Here is a 13,861-nt window from a genome sequence, read left to right as displayed (position 1 = left end):
GTCGAATGGGTAATCCCTAGGGAATTACTCGATGACTTGGGTTGTCTGAGCAATGACTACCGGCTTGCCTTCAAATTCGGCTTCCATTTTCTTCTTGACATTTAAATCATTCGTTAAGTTGTACTCTTTCTCAAAATCATCCAGGACGAATTTCCGAACTTGCCCTGTCACCGTAACATTCTTACCTTCAGCGATCGCAACTGTGGCAGGAACTGCATTCAAAACCAACACTTTTTCGCCACTGAATATTTTGTCGTCTTCTAACTGAAACGCTTTGGGACCAATAATTTCTTCAACTTCGCCACTGACCGTTACTGTTTGACCGATCAGTTGATCCGTGTTTTGAGCAACTTTTTCAACGGCTGTGGTAGGTTCAGGGGCAGCCGCTTCTTTCTGGACAGCTACGCAACCAGGAAGAAGCATGGCAAGCAGCGCTAATGCGATCGCGCCGCCACTGTTCCAAAATCCTTCGGAAAAGCTCTTTGTTCTATCGGCAACCCGATTATTCGTAAATCTCTTGTTCATTGCCCAAATCTCCTAAATCTACTTCGCAGCTAGTCGCTACAGCAGTAGATAACCCCCCGATCAAACCTTGATAAAGCTTTTTTCCCGCCCTTGTTAAATCACCGCCCCAAGCCAGCAATTGTAAAACCAAGCCACCAGCTTTTAAGCGGCGACTTTTCGCAACAGGACAGCGATAGCTAACTATTATTTTAAAAACGAAAACTACTGCCTAGCGTCTACCTGGGGAAGGAAAGCTTTGGCGAGAGTATCCCAATGCTTCCCCTCTACTTTTAGGGTGTTACCTTGTTTGGGCGATCGCTTTCAGTTTCCCACCAAATGTTTTTGTGAGTTCTTATTCAGTAACACATCCCGTAGAACAAAAACTAGCTGGGTAACTAGATTGATAAGTAGAAGAACGTTTGCCAAAGATGGTGTAACGGTTATCGCGGATTTGTTCGTAAGTGCGATCGCCCATCCACTTCACCCCCGGTAAAGCTCGATATGCATCCACAAATAGGCTCCCCATTGGCAACAATCGCCCAATTTCTTCTGCTGCATCACTTCCCTGCCACCGTCTCTCAGGCGTATCGGCATCAATCAAGATCATTCCCATTTCACAATCTTGGGATGTAATTCCAAAGTGCTTGAGGGCTTCTGGAGCTTGCATCGGAATGTACTGAAACATCTGCCCTTTATCTAAACCTTCCAGCAGTTGCACAAGGGTGACGCAGAGATTGCAATTGCCATCATAAATTACATGGTAAGTCATTGAGTTAACAGCTTTTTTCAGAATTAATTTGAAACCTATTTTTAGAGCGTATATTCGGGCTAAAAGATTAATTTAAATTCAATAATCTAACACCTGAATATTAAAAATCCGCCTTTGGATATCCATCAATTTGACGAACACAAATACACATAGCCGATTTAATTCTGAATGCTTACTACGATAACCTAATTAACCTGTTTGCTCATTCTCCCGAAGGGCAGACCTATCTTGAAACTAACCCACAAATCAGAGCTTAGCTAGCACAACTCATTTACGATGGCTACTGCCACAAGGGCTTCACCCTGCCCAAGATGGCAAAGAATGATGTCAAAAAAGTTTTCCTTCTCTGCCTGGAAGAAGCTGATGATGCAATTCCAGTAATGACGTTTTGGCAATTTCTGAAGCGCGATCGCCTGCATGGTGTATTCAGCGATCATCCCGACCGCCTGAAGACAAGCAATGTCTTAGCGGTGTATACGGCTACAGTCCTTTGAGCGGAACTCAGTAAGAATGTTCAATTGCACGAATATTTAGGCAGTGATTAGGCGGGATGAAACCCAAAATTATTGTCTGCGGCTTAGGTTTGACTGGGTATAAAATATTTTCCTTGCTAAGACAGCAGGGAGCCAGCGTGATTGGCATCCATGCAGAATCGATTCCGGGTGAAGATTATGATGTCGTAATTGGAGAATTACGGGCAGCTTCTACCCTAAAAGCAGCGGGGATTCAGGAAGCCCAAACGTTAGTGCTGGCTGGGGAAGACGAGGCGCTGAACTTAGCGATTCTCACCCAGGCACGAATTCTCAATCCTCGGATTCGGATTATCAATCGGTTGTTTAATACGAGCTTGGGCGATCGCCTTAACCAGACGCTTGCAGATCACGTCACCATGAGCGTTGCTGCCCTAGCCGCGCCTGTGTTTGCCTTTGCCGCCTTGGGAAGCCAAGCGATTGGGCAGTTGCGGCTGTTTAACCAAACTTGGCCCATCCACGAAGAACATATTGATGAAATGCATCCTTGGATCGGTCGTAAGTTAGCTGACTTGTGGGATGACCGTTCTCGGATGCTGATTTACTACTTGCCGGTGGACGGTCAGATAGATCTCATTTCTGCCGTCGTGTATGGGCAAAAGTTGCAAATAGGCGATCGCTTAATTGTTGGCACCCAACCCAGCGTCCGCACCTCCGGCAAACCCGTACTTCCGAAACTTTTCAAAGTCCTGACCAACTTCCAACAGTTTCCGCAATACGGTCAACCGATAGCAGTTGTTACCCTAGTCCTTCTGATCACCGTTTTTGTTGCCACCCTCACTTATGTTTGTGTCGATGCAAAAATATCTGTCGTTGACTCCCTTTATTTTTCGGTTGGCATGATTACAGGTGCCGGTGGTAACGAGAAAGTCGCAGAACACGCACCCGACAGCATTAAAATCTTTACCGCAATGATGATGCTGCTCGGTGCTGGTGTAATCGGGATTTGCTATGCTCTCCTCAACGATTTTGTTTTAGGTACCCGGTTCAAACAATTTTGGGACGCCGCACGAGTTCCAGGGCGAAATCACTACATTGTGTGCGGACTCGGCGGTATTGGAGTTCAAATCGTCAACCAACTCCATACCCACGGACATGAGGTTGTTGTCATCGAACGCGACGCCAACAATCGCTTTCTCAACACCGTCCGCGCTTTGAAAGTGCCCGTGATTCAAGGAGATGCCAGTTTATCTACCACCCTAAAAGCTGCCAATGTAGACAAGGCAGACGCCCTCTTAGCTGTCACTAGCGACGATATGGCGAATTTAGAGATTGCCCTTAGCGCCAAAGGGATTGCACCAAAGTTAGCCGTCGTAGTGCGGAATCAAGACCCCCACTTTGCATCCCAAGCGCAAAAGGTATTTGAATTTGATGCTGTGTTGAGTCCGACTGAATTAGCCGCGCCTTCCTTTGCCGCAGCGGCTTTAGGAGGACGAATTTTAGGTAATGGGATAACTGGCGATAGTCTTTGGATCGCCTTAGCCACTATGATTACACCAGGGCATCCGTTTTGTGGCAAGCGCGTTCAAGAATCGGCAATGGACGCCGACTTTGTACCTTTGTATATCGAAACCAACTGTCAAACGATTCACGGCTGGGATGTTTTGGAAACTTGCCTCAGTCCTGGCGATATTTTGTATTTGACGATGCCAGCAAATCGACTAGAGCAATTGTGGCGCGTGACGCCTTCTCAACTTCTAGCCAGTTGAAGATTCTGTACTGGCTAGAAGCGTTTACTCAATTAGCTTTGTAGGGGCAAAGGCTGTGTATCCTCTTCTACAAAGCAAAGCTAATTAACGTTGGCAAACCCTCCATTAACGCAACAGCACTCGACTCCGAGGCCCAATGGGTTGCTCAGATGTCGTCAGCTCAATCGAGCATCCTGCCGTCTGCTCGTTGGCAGAAGACGAGACACTTGTTGAATTGCTGCCTTGATTAGGCGTACAACTGGTTGCGGCTGTCGCGGAAGACTCCAAAACCACATGATTAACCTCAGTAGAGTCATTGCGGCTGAAGAGTGAGGGAGGTACATTTGCCCCGGATGGAGATGGGGATGGGGTTCCTCCACTGGTTGGACTACCGCCACTGCTAATGGGTGCTAGGGCAGGTGCTGGGGTAGTTACTGGAGCTGTTCCTGGGGCGGTTACCGGGGTGGGTGTTGAGGCGGTGGGTGCTGGGGCGGGTGCTGGCACTGGGACAGGTGTTGGAGTAATTAAGACGGCATTCGCAGGCACTTTCACCTGTAATTTCACCGGCATACCACCGGCAGGAATAGTAAAAGAAGGGAGGGGTTTCGGCACGGTAGGGGGCAAGTTGTTGCCGAAATTGTATTCAGATCCAAAATCAAACACGGTGGGGCTGGTGCCTCCGTTGGCATCGCTATATCTAGGCCCCTGACCCCTAATTTCAAATACACCTTGATACTGTTGCCCAGTTTTTGGATCGGTGACAACGCCTTCCCAGAAGCCTCTGGCGACAAATTCATCCTGAATTGTGCCAAATAAGGTGGTTCCTTCTTGCCCGGTTTGCTTTTTGGGTTGAAGATTGCCGCTAGTTAGAACTGGAGAGGTAATCGTTCCATTCGTGGAGACAACGGGAATACCGCGAAAGTCTACATAATGAGTGCCATCGGCTTTGGTTCCTACATAGCCAGGATTGGGTGCAGTGTAGACGAGGACGCCGTTGCGGAAATATTGCCCTGCGGCATTAGTATCAACTCTAGTCGTGCTTTGGTTGAAATTTGGGTTGGCAGGGGGAAGGGTAAAGGTACCTGTGACTGTGCCAGTGCTATTGATGGTTACTTGGGCAAAAGCACCATCTGCTCCCAAGGCGACGATCGTCGCGGTTAAACTACTGCTAATCAGTAAGCTCAAGCTCAGCTGAGTTTTTGAAGATAGCGATCGCATAAATATTCTTTCCGATTGGTATTAGCCAAAAAATAGAGCGATCGCATCATGGCAAAGCAAAGCTTCCGCCAGTTTGTGCCTCACTCAATCACATATACTGGGGAAATTTGCCGAAACCGCAACGGGTTATTTCATTTATCAGAGCTTTTTCGCTTTTACTAGCTTTTCTCCTTAAAACCGGAAAGTTGCTCTCATCGTTCCCACTACTAACGTGTCATTTGCCGCATTATGGTCGGGGTTGAAAACCACCAACACCCCTGGAGTCAGGAAAATGTTATCCGTCAATCTGGCTCGATAAAACAGCTCTAGGTGCAAAGCCGTGTCACGACGCCCTCCCGGCGTCCCACTCAAATTGGTCAAAAAGTTGGGAAGATTGAAGCCATCCGGCAAGGTACTGGAAGTAATTTTCGGCGGCTGTCCAAACAAAATTCCCCCCAAATTTCCTCTACCAAACAAGTCAGGAAACGCAGAAAATAACATCCAATTCGTAGTTTCCACAGAACCCGAAAGATTGACCGGGTCTGAAGAAGTCCACCCTCCCCAAGTCCCTAAAGTCAATCTAGGGTTGACGCGCCAAGCCAAAGTCCCTCCCACGGCGTGAGTATTAAAGGCAAAAGAAGTCGATGGCGAAATAATCGGTGCCAAGGGCGAAATGAGTTGATTGTCGCCGGTGCCGATACCCAGCAAACCATCGGGAGAGTGTGAATAGATATAGTGCAACCCGATATCTAGATTATTTGTAGGTGCAATGGTGAACTGCACGCCCGCACTGGTTCTACCGCCAAATAGTCCACCTTGGCTGCTATTACTGGTAAAGCCAGGAAGTTCAGCGCTGTAGACGGCTTGTAAACTCAGGCGTTTGTTAATTTGCCAGTCAAATCCAATGCCGCCCGTGCCGTTGCCAATTGACAGAATGGGGTTGCGCTGACCTAATAAGGAAATCGAACCATCTCCCGAACCTTCTAAAGGATTGATACCGCGAAATGTATTGGCAGGGTTAACACCAGCCGGACCAACAATAACGCCGAAGTTATCCGTGACTGGAAACCGATAGGAAAGGTCGCTCAAAACCAGGTCGTTGTTAGTTTCTAACTCAGTCGATAATCGACCCATATTGGTAAAGACAAAGGGTGCAGAAGAGGCGAGATTTCCACCCTGAAGCCCCGTCAGCAGTAAATCCTGTCCTGTAAACGAGGTTGCCAGAGACAGTTGAACGTTACTTGCTAGAGTCAACTGAGCTTTACCAGAACGTTCCGGCACCCCATCTCTGGGGAACAAATCCACATCTACTTGATTGCTTCCCTGCAAGCCAACAATTGCTTGCCCAAATAGTCGAGTATTGGTAGAAAATTGGTGATTTTCGAGCTGTGCTGTGCGACTTTCTAAGTTATCGACTCGACCTTTCACTTCCGCTAGTTCCGTGGCATAGTCTTGTTGAAGCCGTTGCAGAGTCGCTAAATCATCTTGAGGAATGCCTTGGGGTTGCGTGAAAATTTTTTCCAGGGCAGCATTGAGGGCGGCGGCAAATTCGTAGCGGCTGAGGGAACGGTTGCCGCGAAAGCTGCCATCCGGGTAGCCGGAGATGACTCCATACCGTTCTGTTAGGTTTTTTAGGGCTTGGTAACTCCAATCTTCCGGAGTAACATCTGTCAGTTGATCGACTGATGTTAATTGACTCATCGGATCGGCTGATTCATCGCCGTCAGCGATATTTTCTAAGCCAGCATCGTTCGGCTGAGTTGCTGCGGGTATTGGTTCCGAGGCATTCCTAGAACTCATTTCCGCCAACACACCTTTGCCCCAACCCCTCTCTTGCAAGGCGGGGGGAGTCCTATTCCCCGTTCCCGCACTTCGTGCCACTTGACCAATGGAGGGAACGGGGCGGGGGGTTAGGTTCTCCAAGCGACTGTGAGAAGTCAAGCGATTGGAAGTTGAGAATTCTGGCTGCGTAACTTCAACCGTGACAGAAGAGGGCAAAATGGGTTGAGGCTCAGTTGCATTTAGCGATCGCTCGGATGGCTGAGGCATTACGGCTGAGGGTGGCAAAGTTGAGTTTTTCCCAGCAGTTAACAGTCCGACAACTACCAGGCTGAAGTCGCTCATGAGATTCTAGTCATTCTGGATACATAGCCGTTACCTTTGACAGCCGAAATTGCTAACTTCAGGAAATCAACTAAAAAAAACGGCACCCCACTTAGGAATGCCGTTGCCATATCAGTTTTTGGCGTCACAAGTTACGCATTGAGGCGCTATCCTTCTGACGCGGTGTGCTTCTAACCCCCTTGTTCAAGAGGCGTTGAGAAAATCAAAAAGACTTTAACGCGCTTCCATCCAGGCGATACACTGCTGCATCTGCTGGCGCATCGTCTCATTGTCAGCATGGTATCGGCGTCCGTGACCGGGTAGCACCCACTCAAACGAGTAATTAGCCAGCTTTCGCATTGATTTAAGCAATTCAGGCCAGGAATACCAACAGACATCGGGGAAGGCAAACAAGTGATTTAAACTTGGCGACCAAGCCAGATGATCTCCCGTGAACAGAAATTTATTTTTGTACAGTAAAACCGTGTGACCTTTTGTATGACCGGGCACTGGAATAATTAACAAATCTGGCTCCAACTGTACTGACTCTAAGCCAGTTAGCTGAATTTCCACATTGCGAGTACCCGAAGAGATTTCGTCGGTGTGGAGAATTCGCTGACACCCAAAATGCTCGGCATACTTTTGATGATCCGCTACATCATCTCGGTGCGTCAGATACATATAGCGAATCTCTCCCATTTCCTCTAGCCGCTTCACCAGAGGAGGCGTAAAGCGGGGAGAATCAACTAACACATTGCCTTCCGGTCGCACAATTAAATAGCTAGCAGCGCCATAGGAATTTTCTGCATGATAGCCGCAATGATAGACATTTTCAGCGACTAAAATCGGAAAACTGTGCTGAGCATCTTTAACGTCTTTTGGCTTCTCCACAGTCCCAATCGAAGCCGTAGGACAAGACAAAAGAGCCTGCATTGCTTTTAATCTTTCAGCCTCATTCTCTGGCTGATGATAAACTGCTGACTGCTCATCGGTGCGATAAAATACCTCTGGAGTCATCCAGCGACAAGTATCGCAATCAATACAAGTCGTATCGACGTAAAAGTCGCCACTAATATTTTCAGGGTGACGCTGATTTAAGTGAGCCATAATCTAACCTAATTGTTGTTTAAAAAAAATTGGTGAAAAATAAATGCCTTAAAATGGAAGCTGGAAAATGAGAGATAAAAAATGCTCAATTTGCAGATCAATTTGTATACATTGTTCTAATTTCTGTACTTGAACCCATCAGTTAAAAAAAACCTAACTTTAGAGAGATGATAAATACAAGCTACTCATCTCTTGTAAAGGTGAGACTACAAAAATTGTCGGAACGCAATTGATCGTGTCTGTCTAACCTGTGGCAAATAGATACAGAAATGGGATGGTATTGTGCTTACCAAGGGATGGGTTGGCGATCGCGGAAAAAACCACTCGTGGGGCCATCATCAGGAAGCGTAGCCAGCCACACAATAGTATCAACTCCTTGCTCTACAGACCTAGTAGCATTTGGGCCACCCATATCGGTTCTTACCCAGCCAGGACACACAGAATTCACTAAAATATTGGTGCCTTCTAACTCATTGGCAAAAATCCGCGTCAGGGCATTTAATGCGGTTTTGGACATTCGATAAGCGGGAAATCCAGTGTTCATGTCGGATAACTGCCCTGCCCCCGATGATACGTTCACAACGCGCCCATAGTGATGCTCTTTCATCAGTGGAATTAAGGCTTGGCAAAGTAGTAATGGGCCGTGTAAATTCGTCTCCATCGTTTCGCAGATGGTACTCACCTTGGTGTTGAAAATACTACCCTCTGTATCTCCTAAAGGATCTCTCGCAATTCCAGCATTGTTCACCAGAATATCTAATCGCCCAAATTGATTGCGGATGAACTGAGCAAGATGCTCAATACTCTCTGCACTGGTGACATCAAGCGGATGAGAAACTACCTCTAAGCCTTCAGCTTGCAATTTCTCAACGGCTGCTTTCCCCTTTGCTTCGTCACGACTGGTCAGAATCACTTGGATATCTCGCTTTGCGAGTTGTCGGCAAGTTTCAAAACCCAGTCCCCGATTGGCACCCGTGACAATTGCGACTTTCTGCATCGGATTTTCTATACTTCCACTGCTCCCTCTGTTTCTACTCTAGACTTTTTTGCTTTTATTGAGTGTTCTGCAAAAATTTCAGGACTGATTTATCAATGAAGTCTCAGCAGATTCTTTGAGAAGTTGCTCAGAATCTGGTTAATTTCTGGTCATGGGTGGATGAGCGTACAGAAGCAAAATTAGCAACACGAGTACAGTTTCCTGTACGTATTAGGGCGCAAGCCACAAAGCAACATTACGCACATAAGTCTTGATATCTTCTAGGGCGCGTGGCTCTTGGTTCATATCATCACCGGGAGCCTCATCCACAAAGCTAGGACAACCTTTTTCGATGTCCCAGTTGTAATCAACAAAATGGTGAAAACTCGATGCAGCAACTGCACGCCCTAGGGTGTTACCGTCAGTGTCTTTTTCACTTTCGATAACAACAGCCAGATTAAAGGGACGACCTGTAATTAAGCTTTTGCCCATTGCAATAACCCGAGCCTTCTTTGCGCCTGCGGGAACTCCGATTGCGCCCTCGTGGGGATGAGTGGGAAAATATTCGATTAATCCAGAAGGTGAATTGGGATTGCGTAGAAGTTCGTGAATGGGTTCGGTGGGGGTTATTTTTTGATAGTCGCCGTTGCGCCCAGAATGATAGTTAGGCCAGGAAATATAGGTTGTGTAGGGGTCGTCAATGCACCAGCGAGATTCGTCGGGGTCGGGATTTTTGGTGTTGAAAAAGTGGATCGCGCCGATGTCACCCAGACCGTACATGGAGCAACCCATATCTTGATGGTCGCGGGTGGTGAGGATACCACCACCGCGTCGGCGAAATGCATTGATTCCCGCACAATCTTTTTCCGTCAGACCTTCGCCAGTATCTAATGCAAATAGCCATAGCTGGTCAAAATCCGAGCGGTCGAGGGTACTTAAAACCGGGTCGTTACCGTCTGCATCTGACACGCGATCGCGTTCTGTCACTTCAAACAGGAGATTCCCCGCTTCATCTGTAACAGATGCGAGATAGTCGCGTAACATCGAGAAGCGCCAAATACTCCAGTCATCTTCTGTTGTCGGGATGGTTGTCTGGAGCAGAATGCGAATGGGTTGTGTCATAATTTTTGACCCTTTTTAGATTGTTTAAATTGGCAAGAATGCTTGGGTGGGTGGGGAGACTCTGCCCCTACCGCATTCCCGTTTAAGGTTGCGCGGGATTGGCGGTAAAGACTGTGATTTGCCGCCGCATCCCAAGAAAAATTAGTGCCAGTAGCAGTAGTAGCGCACCTGCGAGTCTGTAGGTGGTGCCAAGACCCACCTGCTGACTGACAGGTTGGCTAACAATCGGAGACAAAAACTGACCCAAGAAAAAGAAGGTAGTGAGTCCGCCCAAAAGACGCCCGCGCAGTGCCTCTGGTGACTCAGCAGACAGCCACACGGTCAGATTTGGCATCAGGAAGCCCAACCCAATACCCGCCACCGCCAGACCGATTAAAACCTGCTCGTAGCTCTTCCCTAAGCCGATGATGCTATAACCAACACCCATGAGTGCGAAAGCTAGGGTAAGAATGCTGACGAAGTGCAGACGTGCCTTGATGCGTCCGTAGAGCATTGATGCAAAGGCGCTGAAAAGTGTCGCAAAGGCGATCGCTAGTCCACTTTGGGTGGCGCTAGCCTTCGTGAGGTTTTGGAGATAAAACGGCAACTGCACGGGAATCAGGTAGAAGATGACCTGCATAAATACTGCCACTCCGTAAATCAGCGTCAGTAATTTGATGGGAACGGCTGGTGCATTGATGCGTAGGACGGAGTCCGAGGCGAAGCGATCGCTTTCTTGCACTGTTCCTATCCCAACATTTCCTATCCCAACATTAGTGCGCCTCGGCTCATAGAGCAAAACGACGATAAAGGGAAGGATGATGAAGGCGAAAAGATAAATCAAAAAAGGTAGACGCCAATTAAGATCAGCGAGAAAGCCACCGCTTGACAAAAACAGGACGCCGCCAAAAGCCATAAATGCTGCTTGCAAACCCATGAAGTTAGCGCGTGCCTGACCGATGTAGTAGTCAGCAATCAGGGTAGTAACGCTGGTCATTACCCCCGCTACTGCCAGACCCAGCAAAGCGCGACCCATCAGGATGTGTCCGATGGAATTCAACAAAAAGCCAGAACTCCCGGCAAAACCGTAGAGGATCGTCGAAGCGACCAGTAAAGATTTGCGACCCAAACGATCTACAATCAGTCCGGAAATGGGAGCGCCAATGACAATAAACAAGGCCGGAACGGTCAACACAAGTTTGACCCAATATTCCACATTTTCAACGCCAGAAAAGTAAGCCCGCATGGCGGGAAGTGAAGGCGCAATCGTCGCACCTGACATCACCGTTAAGGTACTCGTGACCAGTAAGGTGATTTTAACGAGCAGTGAATCGGGATTTGCCGTTTTCATCATTTAAATATCCGAGTAGGGAGGTTAACCTTCTCTACTGATGCTTATAGGATAGCGATCCCTATCGATCGAAAAATAAGATAGACGCCCTTCTTCAACGGAAAAATACGCTGTTCATCCCTTGGTGATAATTCTTCTGCATCGAGAATTATCCAAATTTGCAGAAAGTGGGCGGAATTAGTTTCAGAGAAATTAAATTCGCGGTGGGTGATGCCAGCGCCAGCACTCATCATCTGTGCGTCTCCTGGATAAGTACCTGTCCGATTCCCCAAGCTATCTTGATGCTTCATAGCACCTTCTAGGACGTAGGTGAGGATTTCCATGTCATGATGGCTGTGGGCACCGAAACCAGAACTGGGTTAAGACTCTATCTTCGTGAATCAGCCTGAGAGTGCAAAATCTCATTGGCTCCGGGTCAAGCAAACCCCCTAAGGAAAAGGTGCGATCGCTATCCAGCCAACCTAGCTTGGTATAACCGCGATTTTGCCTGTCGCGGATTAAATTGAGCGTATCTTGACTCATCGCTTGCATCTCAGTTTGAGTAGTCAGGCACGGATGTCAGTTCATGCGATCGCCTAACGCTAGCAGCTACATTGGCATTGTTGAAATTATCAACGGTTATTGTAATGAAGGCAACAGTTAATAACTGTTGTTAGCGCTACTAGGCACTGTAGCTTTTGTGAGGAAAGCGAGATAGTTCCATAACGAGGAATGCTAAATACTCTAGTTATCTCCTCGGATCTAAAGGGTCGTTTGCAACAAAAGTACTCATAGACTTTTCTATCGCCCTGCCAGCTTTAGAATGAGCGTGAATCTAGCTGATTTCCCAGATTGTTAACATTTGATTAATTGCAGAGGAACACTTATGGCAAAATCATCTGACAAAGAATTGGTTGCTAAAGCATCCCCGGCTCTTGTGGCTTTCTATCTTAGTCAACAGCCTGATTCAGAAGGACGGATGATCGACGAGATTTGGTCATGGAATTACGAAAAACTTGAACGGATTCATGACTATGTTCAGTGGCTTTTCCCCCTGAAAGATAAAAGTGGCTACAACCCTAATGCACTGGTTCTAAATGATGAAATTGTTCAAGCTTTTCGGACAGATCCTCTACTTAAAACACGTCTGCAAAAGTCATTTAAAGTAATGCTTAGGTTTTACGGATTCAAATGCAACGAAGGAAACATCAATAATATTCAAATAACCAAATCTGACCAATATCAAGATAGAAAAAGGGCTTGGATTCAGCCTCTTAATCATAATTACCTCCGGATTACCAGGATTTTAAAATGTTTGACAACTCTGGGATTAGAAAATTATGCCCAAGCTTTTTTAAAATGTTTAGATGATATCTATTCAGAAGATAGTCAAAAAATTGGAAGTGACACTTATGCTTTTTGGAAAAGGGCAGTTGAAATGAGTTGATTTTTCGGGGTTTATTGCCTAAACGAGCGTCGCAATGAACCCCGAAGATTCTCTTGAAAAACGACGATAAAATTACCTACTCTTGGATAAGAGAGCAGGCGCTCTTCATCTCTCTTGAAAGCAAGTCTAGTAGGAATATTGGGTAAAAAAAGCAAAATATAGAGTCAGCAGAGGCAAAGCATTTGCCCCTACTGACTTCTTTATGGGTAAGCACAATATGTTGCTTTGATGAATACCGATTAATTACATAATCCAGTCGGTGCTTACACGGGATGCAGGTGAGTTTTAATCGTCACCCAAGGTGCTTTCGCGATCGCGTTTTGCATCGTCTCCTCGTCTGGGAAGGTTTCCGATAGATAGCGTCCTTCGCAAACCAGCGTTACCGCATTCTCGGAAAAAGGCCAAGGACTCACCGCCACCTGGGTTGGATCGCCTGCTAGTGGCGTCAGCTTCAGGGTAATTTCGCCGTCAGCCGTGGGAACCTTATTCACAGAACGCTCTTGACTCAGCTTCATGCACAGGATTAGGGATAAGCAATCCCAGATTCCCACTAACTGCCGATTTCGGGCGATCGCTTCTGGCGTGCTGTAGGGTGCGTAATCCGGATCGTTGCGAAGGGAGTCAATTAATTCCTTCTGAAAAGCCTGTTCGCGCCCTAGGAAGTCCTGCACAAGCTGGATATCTTCTGGGGAGTCGTGACTAGAGTCGTAATGCTCGTAGAGGCGCGTGCCATGCAGGGAAGCTAGCAGCGCTGGATATCTTCCTTGAGCGATCGCGAATTGTCCGGCTTTTGACCAGATATCTATATGGATTTTTCTCGGTAATTCCGTGAAACTGTGCGGCAAACCTGTTTTTGGGTTGAAGGTAGGCGTCTTTTCCCAGGACAGCCAGCCAATATCATGTTGCTCGGCACCTAAGCAAACCTCTTTTCTAGGTTCCAACTTCCCAAAATACTCATTTCCCCACGCTTGTGCCAATTGACCCGATACCCACGCATGGGCAAGCTGCGCGATCGCTATCAGCCCCTCTGGTTCTTTGCGATATAGCATTTATGGTTCCTACCGCATCTTCCTAACTATAGTCGTGATGAGTTGGATGCTCCTCATCAC

General features: G+C 47.2%; 14 protein-coding genes. 3 read left to right on the top strand and 11 right to left on the bottom strand.

Going from position 1 to position 13,861, the window contains the following annotated elements; genetic code table 11:
• Nucleotides 1-24: 24 nt before the first annotated feature.
• Together NC996_RS05825 and NC996_RS05820 are read right to left on the bottom strand one after the other, a co-directional pair.
• Nucleotides 25-525: a hypothetical protein gene (locus tag NC996_RS05825; protein ID WP_190687617.1), complete on the bottom strand. Its 501-nt coding sequence runs from the start codon at nucleotides 523-525 to the stop codon at nucleotides 25-27.
• Nucleotides 526-856: 331 nt separating this feature from the next.
• The gene (locus NC996_RS05820; RefSeq protein WP_190687614.1) at nucleotides 857-1,273 is read right to left on the bottom strand and encodes a DCC1-like thiol-disulfide oxidoreductase family protein; all 417 of its coding nucleotides are present in this window, start codon (nucleotides 1,271-1,273) and stop codon (nucleotides 857-859) included.
• A gap of 311 nt (nucleotides 1,274-1,584) precedes the next feature.
• On the opposite strand from NC996_RS05820, the gene NC996_RS05815 reads away from it, so the two are divergent.
• Both NC996_RS05815 and NC996_RS05810 read left to right on the top strand, forming a co-directional pair.
• Complete coding sequence (locus tag NC996_RS05815; RefSeq protein ID WP_190687611.1) at nucleotides 1,585-1,767, top strand: hypothetical protein; 183 nt, start codon at nucleotides 1,585-1,587, stop codon at nucleotides 1,765-1,767.
• A gap of 56 nt (nucleotides 1,768-1,823) precedes the next feature.
• Nucleotides 1,824-3,512 carry an NAD(P)-binding protein gene (locus tag NC996_RS05810; RefSeq protein WP_190687608.1) on the top strand — a complete coding sequence of 563 codons (1,689 nt, stop codon included), beginning with the start codon at nucleotides 1,824-1,826 and terminating at the stop codon, nucleotides 3,510-3,512.
• Between the two features lie 105 nt (nucleotides 3,513-3,617).
• On the opposite strand, the gene NC996_RS05805 is transcribed toward NC996_RS05810, so the two are convergent.
• From NC996_RS05805 to NC996_RS05770, 8 genes are all read right to left on the bottom strand, one after another.
• The gene (locus NC996_RS05805) at nucleotides 3,618-4,709 is read right to left on the bottom strand and encodes a hypothetical protein (RefSeq protein ID WP_190435962.1); all 1,092 of its coding nucleotides are present in this window, start codon (nucleotides 4,707-4,709) and stop codon (nucleotides 3,618-3,620) included.
• A gap of 171 nt (nucleotides 4,710-4,880) precedes the next feature.
• Complete coding sequence (locus NC996_RS05800; protein WP_190687605.1) at nucleotides 4,881-6,812, bottom strand: iron uptake porin; 1,932 nt, start codon at nucleotides 6,810-6,812, stop codon at nucleotides 4,881-4,883.
• 213 nt (nucleotides 6,813-7,025) lie between these two features.
• Nucleotides 7,026-7,898, bottom strand: coding sequence for an MBL fold metallo-hydrolase (locus NC996_RS05795; protein WP_190687602.1), 873 nt, complete (start codon nucleotides 7,896-7,898; stop codon nucleotides 7,026-7,028).
• 286 nt (nucleotides 7,899-8,184) lie between these two features.
• Entirely contained in the window at nucleotides 8,185-8,895 is a 711-nt protein-coding gene (locus tag NC996_RS05790) for an SDR family oxidoreductase (protein ID WP_190687599.1), read from the bottom strand.
• Nucleotides 8,896-9,105: 210 nt separating this feature from the next.
• Nucleotides 9,106-9,996 (bottom strand): hypothetical protein, encoded by an 891-nt coding sequence (locus NC996_RS05785; protein WP_190687597.1) that lies wholly within the window; start codon nucleotides 9,994-9,996, stop codon nucleotides 9,106-9,108.
• A gap of 82 nt (nucleotides 9,997-10,078) precedes the next feature.
• Complete coding sequence (locus tag NC996_RS05780; RefSeq protein WP_242037642.1) at nucleotides 10,079-11,329, bottom strand: MFS transporter; 1,251 nt, start codon at nucleotides 11,327-11,329, stop codon at nucleotides 10,079-10,081.
• 41 nt (nucleotides 11,330-11,370) lie between these two features.
• Nucleotides 11,371-11,649, bottom strand: a complete 279-nt coding sequence (locus NC996_RS05775; protein ID WP_190687594.1) for a pirin family protein — start codon at nucleotides 11,647-11,649, stop codon at nucleotides 11,371-11,373.
• A 1-nt stretch (nucleotide 11,650) separates the two neighbouring features.
• On the bottom strand, nucleotides 11,651-11,848 hold the full coding sequence (locus NC996_RS05770) for a hypothetical protein (RefSeq protein WP_339380403.1): 198 nt from the start codon (nucleotides 11,846-11,848) through the stop codon (nucleotides 11,651-11,653).
• 343 nt (nucleotides 11,849-12,191) lie between these two features.
• On the opposite strand from NC996_RS05770, the gene NC996_RS05765 reads away from it, so the two are divergent.
• Nucleotides 12,192-12,752 carry an opioid growth factor receptor-related protein gene (locus NC996_RS05765; RefSeq protein ID WP_190687588.1) on the top strand — a complete coding sequence of 187 codons (561 nt, stop codon included), beginning with the start codon at nucleotides 12,192-12,194 and terminating at the stop codon, nucleotides 12,750-12,752.
• 263 nt (nucleotides 12,753-13,015) lie between these two features.
• Here NC996_RS05765 and NC996_RS05760 read toward each other — a convergent pair whose 3' ends face one another.
• Nucleotides 13,016-13,801 carry a DUF3891 family protein gene (locus tag NC996_RS05760; RefSeq protein ID WP_190687585.1) on the bottom strand — a complete coding sequence of 262 codons (786 nt, stop codon included), beginning with the start codon at nucleotides 13,799-13,801 and terminating at the stop codon, nucleotides 13,016-13,018.
• Nucleotides 13,802-13,861: the final 60 nt, after the last annotated feature.

Origin of the sequence: Trichocoleus sp. ST-U2 (assembly GCF_039961875.1) — a bacterium.
Taxonomy (GTDB): domain Bacteria; phylum Cyanobacteriota; class Cyanobacteriia; order Cyanobacteriales; family FACHB-T130; genus FACHB-T130.
Note: the sequence above shows the minus strand (reverse complement) of the source record. Positions and strands in the feature narration are given on the sequence as shown.

What these genes read in the sequence shown, in the direction of transcription:
- NC996_RS05825 (WP_190687617.1), bottom strand. Translation starts at nt 525, where the DNA reads ATGAACAAGAGATTTACGAATAATCGGGTTGCCGATAGAACAAAGAGC.
- NC996_RS05820 (WP_190687614.1), bottom strand. Translation starts at nt 1,273, where the DNA reads ATGACTTACCATGTAATTTATGATGGCAATTGCAATCTCTGCGTCACC.
- NC996_RS05815 (WP_190687611.1), top strand. Translation starts at nt 1,585, where the DNA reads ATGGCAAAGAATGATGTCAAAAAAGTTTTCCTTCTCTGCCTGGAAGAA.
- NC996_RS05810 (WP_190687608.1), top strand. Translation starts at nt 1,824, where the DNA reads ATGAAACCCAAAATTATTGTCTGCGGCTTAGGTTTGACTGGGTATAAA.
- NC996_RS05805 (WP_190435962.1), bottom strand. Translation starts at nt 4,709, where the DNA reads ATGCGATCGCTATCTTCAAAAACTCAGCTGAGCTTGAGCTTACTGATT.
- NC996_RS05800 (WP_190687605.1), bottom strand. Translation starts at nt 6,812, where the DNA reads ATGAGCGACTTCAGCCTGGTAGTTGTCGGACTGTTAACTGCTGGGAAA.
- NC996_RS05795 (WP_190687602.1), bottom strand. Translation starts at nt 7,898, where the DNA reads ATGGCTCACTTAAATCAGCGTCACCCTGAAAATATTAGTGGCGACTTT.
- NC996_RS05790 (WP_190687599.1), bottom strand. Translation starts at nt 8,895, where the DNA reads ATGCAGAAAGTCGCAATTGTCACGGGTGCCAATCGGGGACTGGGTTTT.
- NC996_RS05785 (WP_190687597.1), bottom strand. Translation starts at nt 9,996, where the DNA reads ATGACACAACCCATTCGCATTCTGCTCCAGACAACCATCCCGACAACA.
- NC996_RS05780 (WP_242037642.1), bottom strand. Translation starts at nt 11,329, where the DNA reads ATGATGAAAACGGCAAATCCCGATTCACTGCTCGTTAAAATCACCTTA.
- NC996_RS05775 (WP_190687594.1), bottom strand. Translation starts at nt 11,649, where the DNA reads ATGGAAATCCTCACCTACGTCCTAGAAGGTGCTATGAAGCATCAAGAT.
- NC996_RS05770 (WP_339380403.1), bottom strand. Translation starts at nt 11,848, where the DNA reads ATGAGTCAAGATACGCTCAATTTAATCCGCGACAGGCAAAATCGCGGT.
- NC996_RS05765 (WP_190687588.1), top strand. Translation starts at nt 12,192, where the DNA reads ATGGCAAAATCATCTGACAAAGAATTGGTTGCTAAAGCATCCCCGGCT.
- NC996_RS05760 (WP_190687585.1), bottom strand. Translation starts at nt 13,801, where the DNA reads ATGCTATATCGCAAAGAACCAGAGGGGCTGATAGCGATCGCGCAGCTT.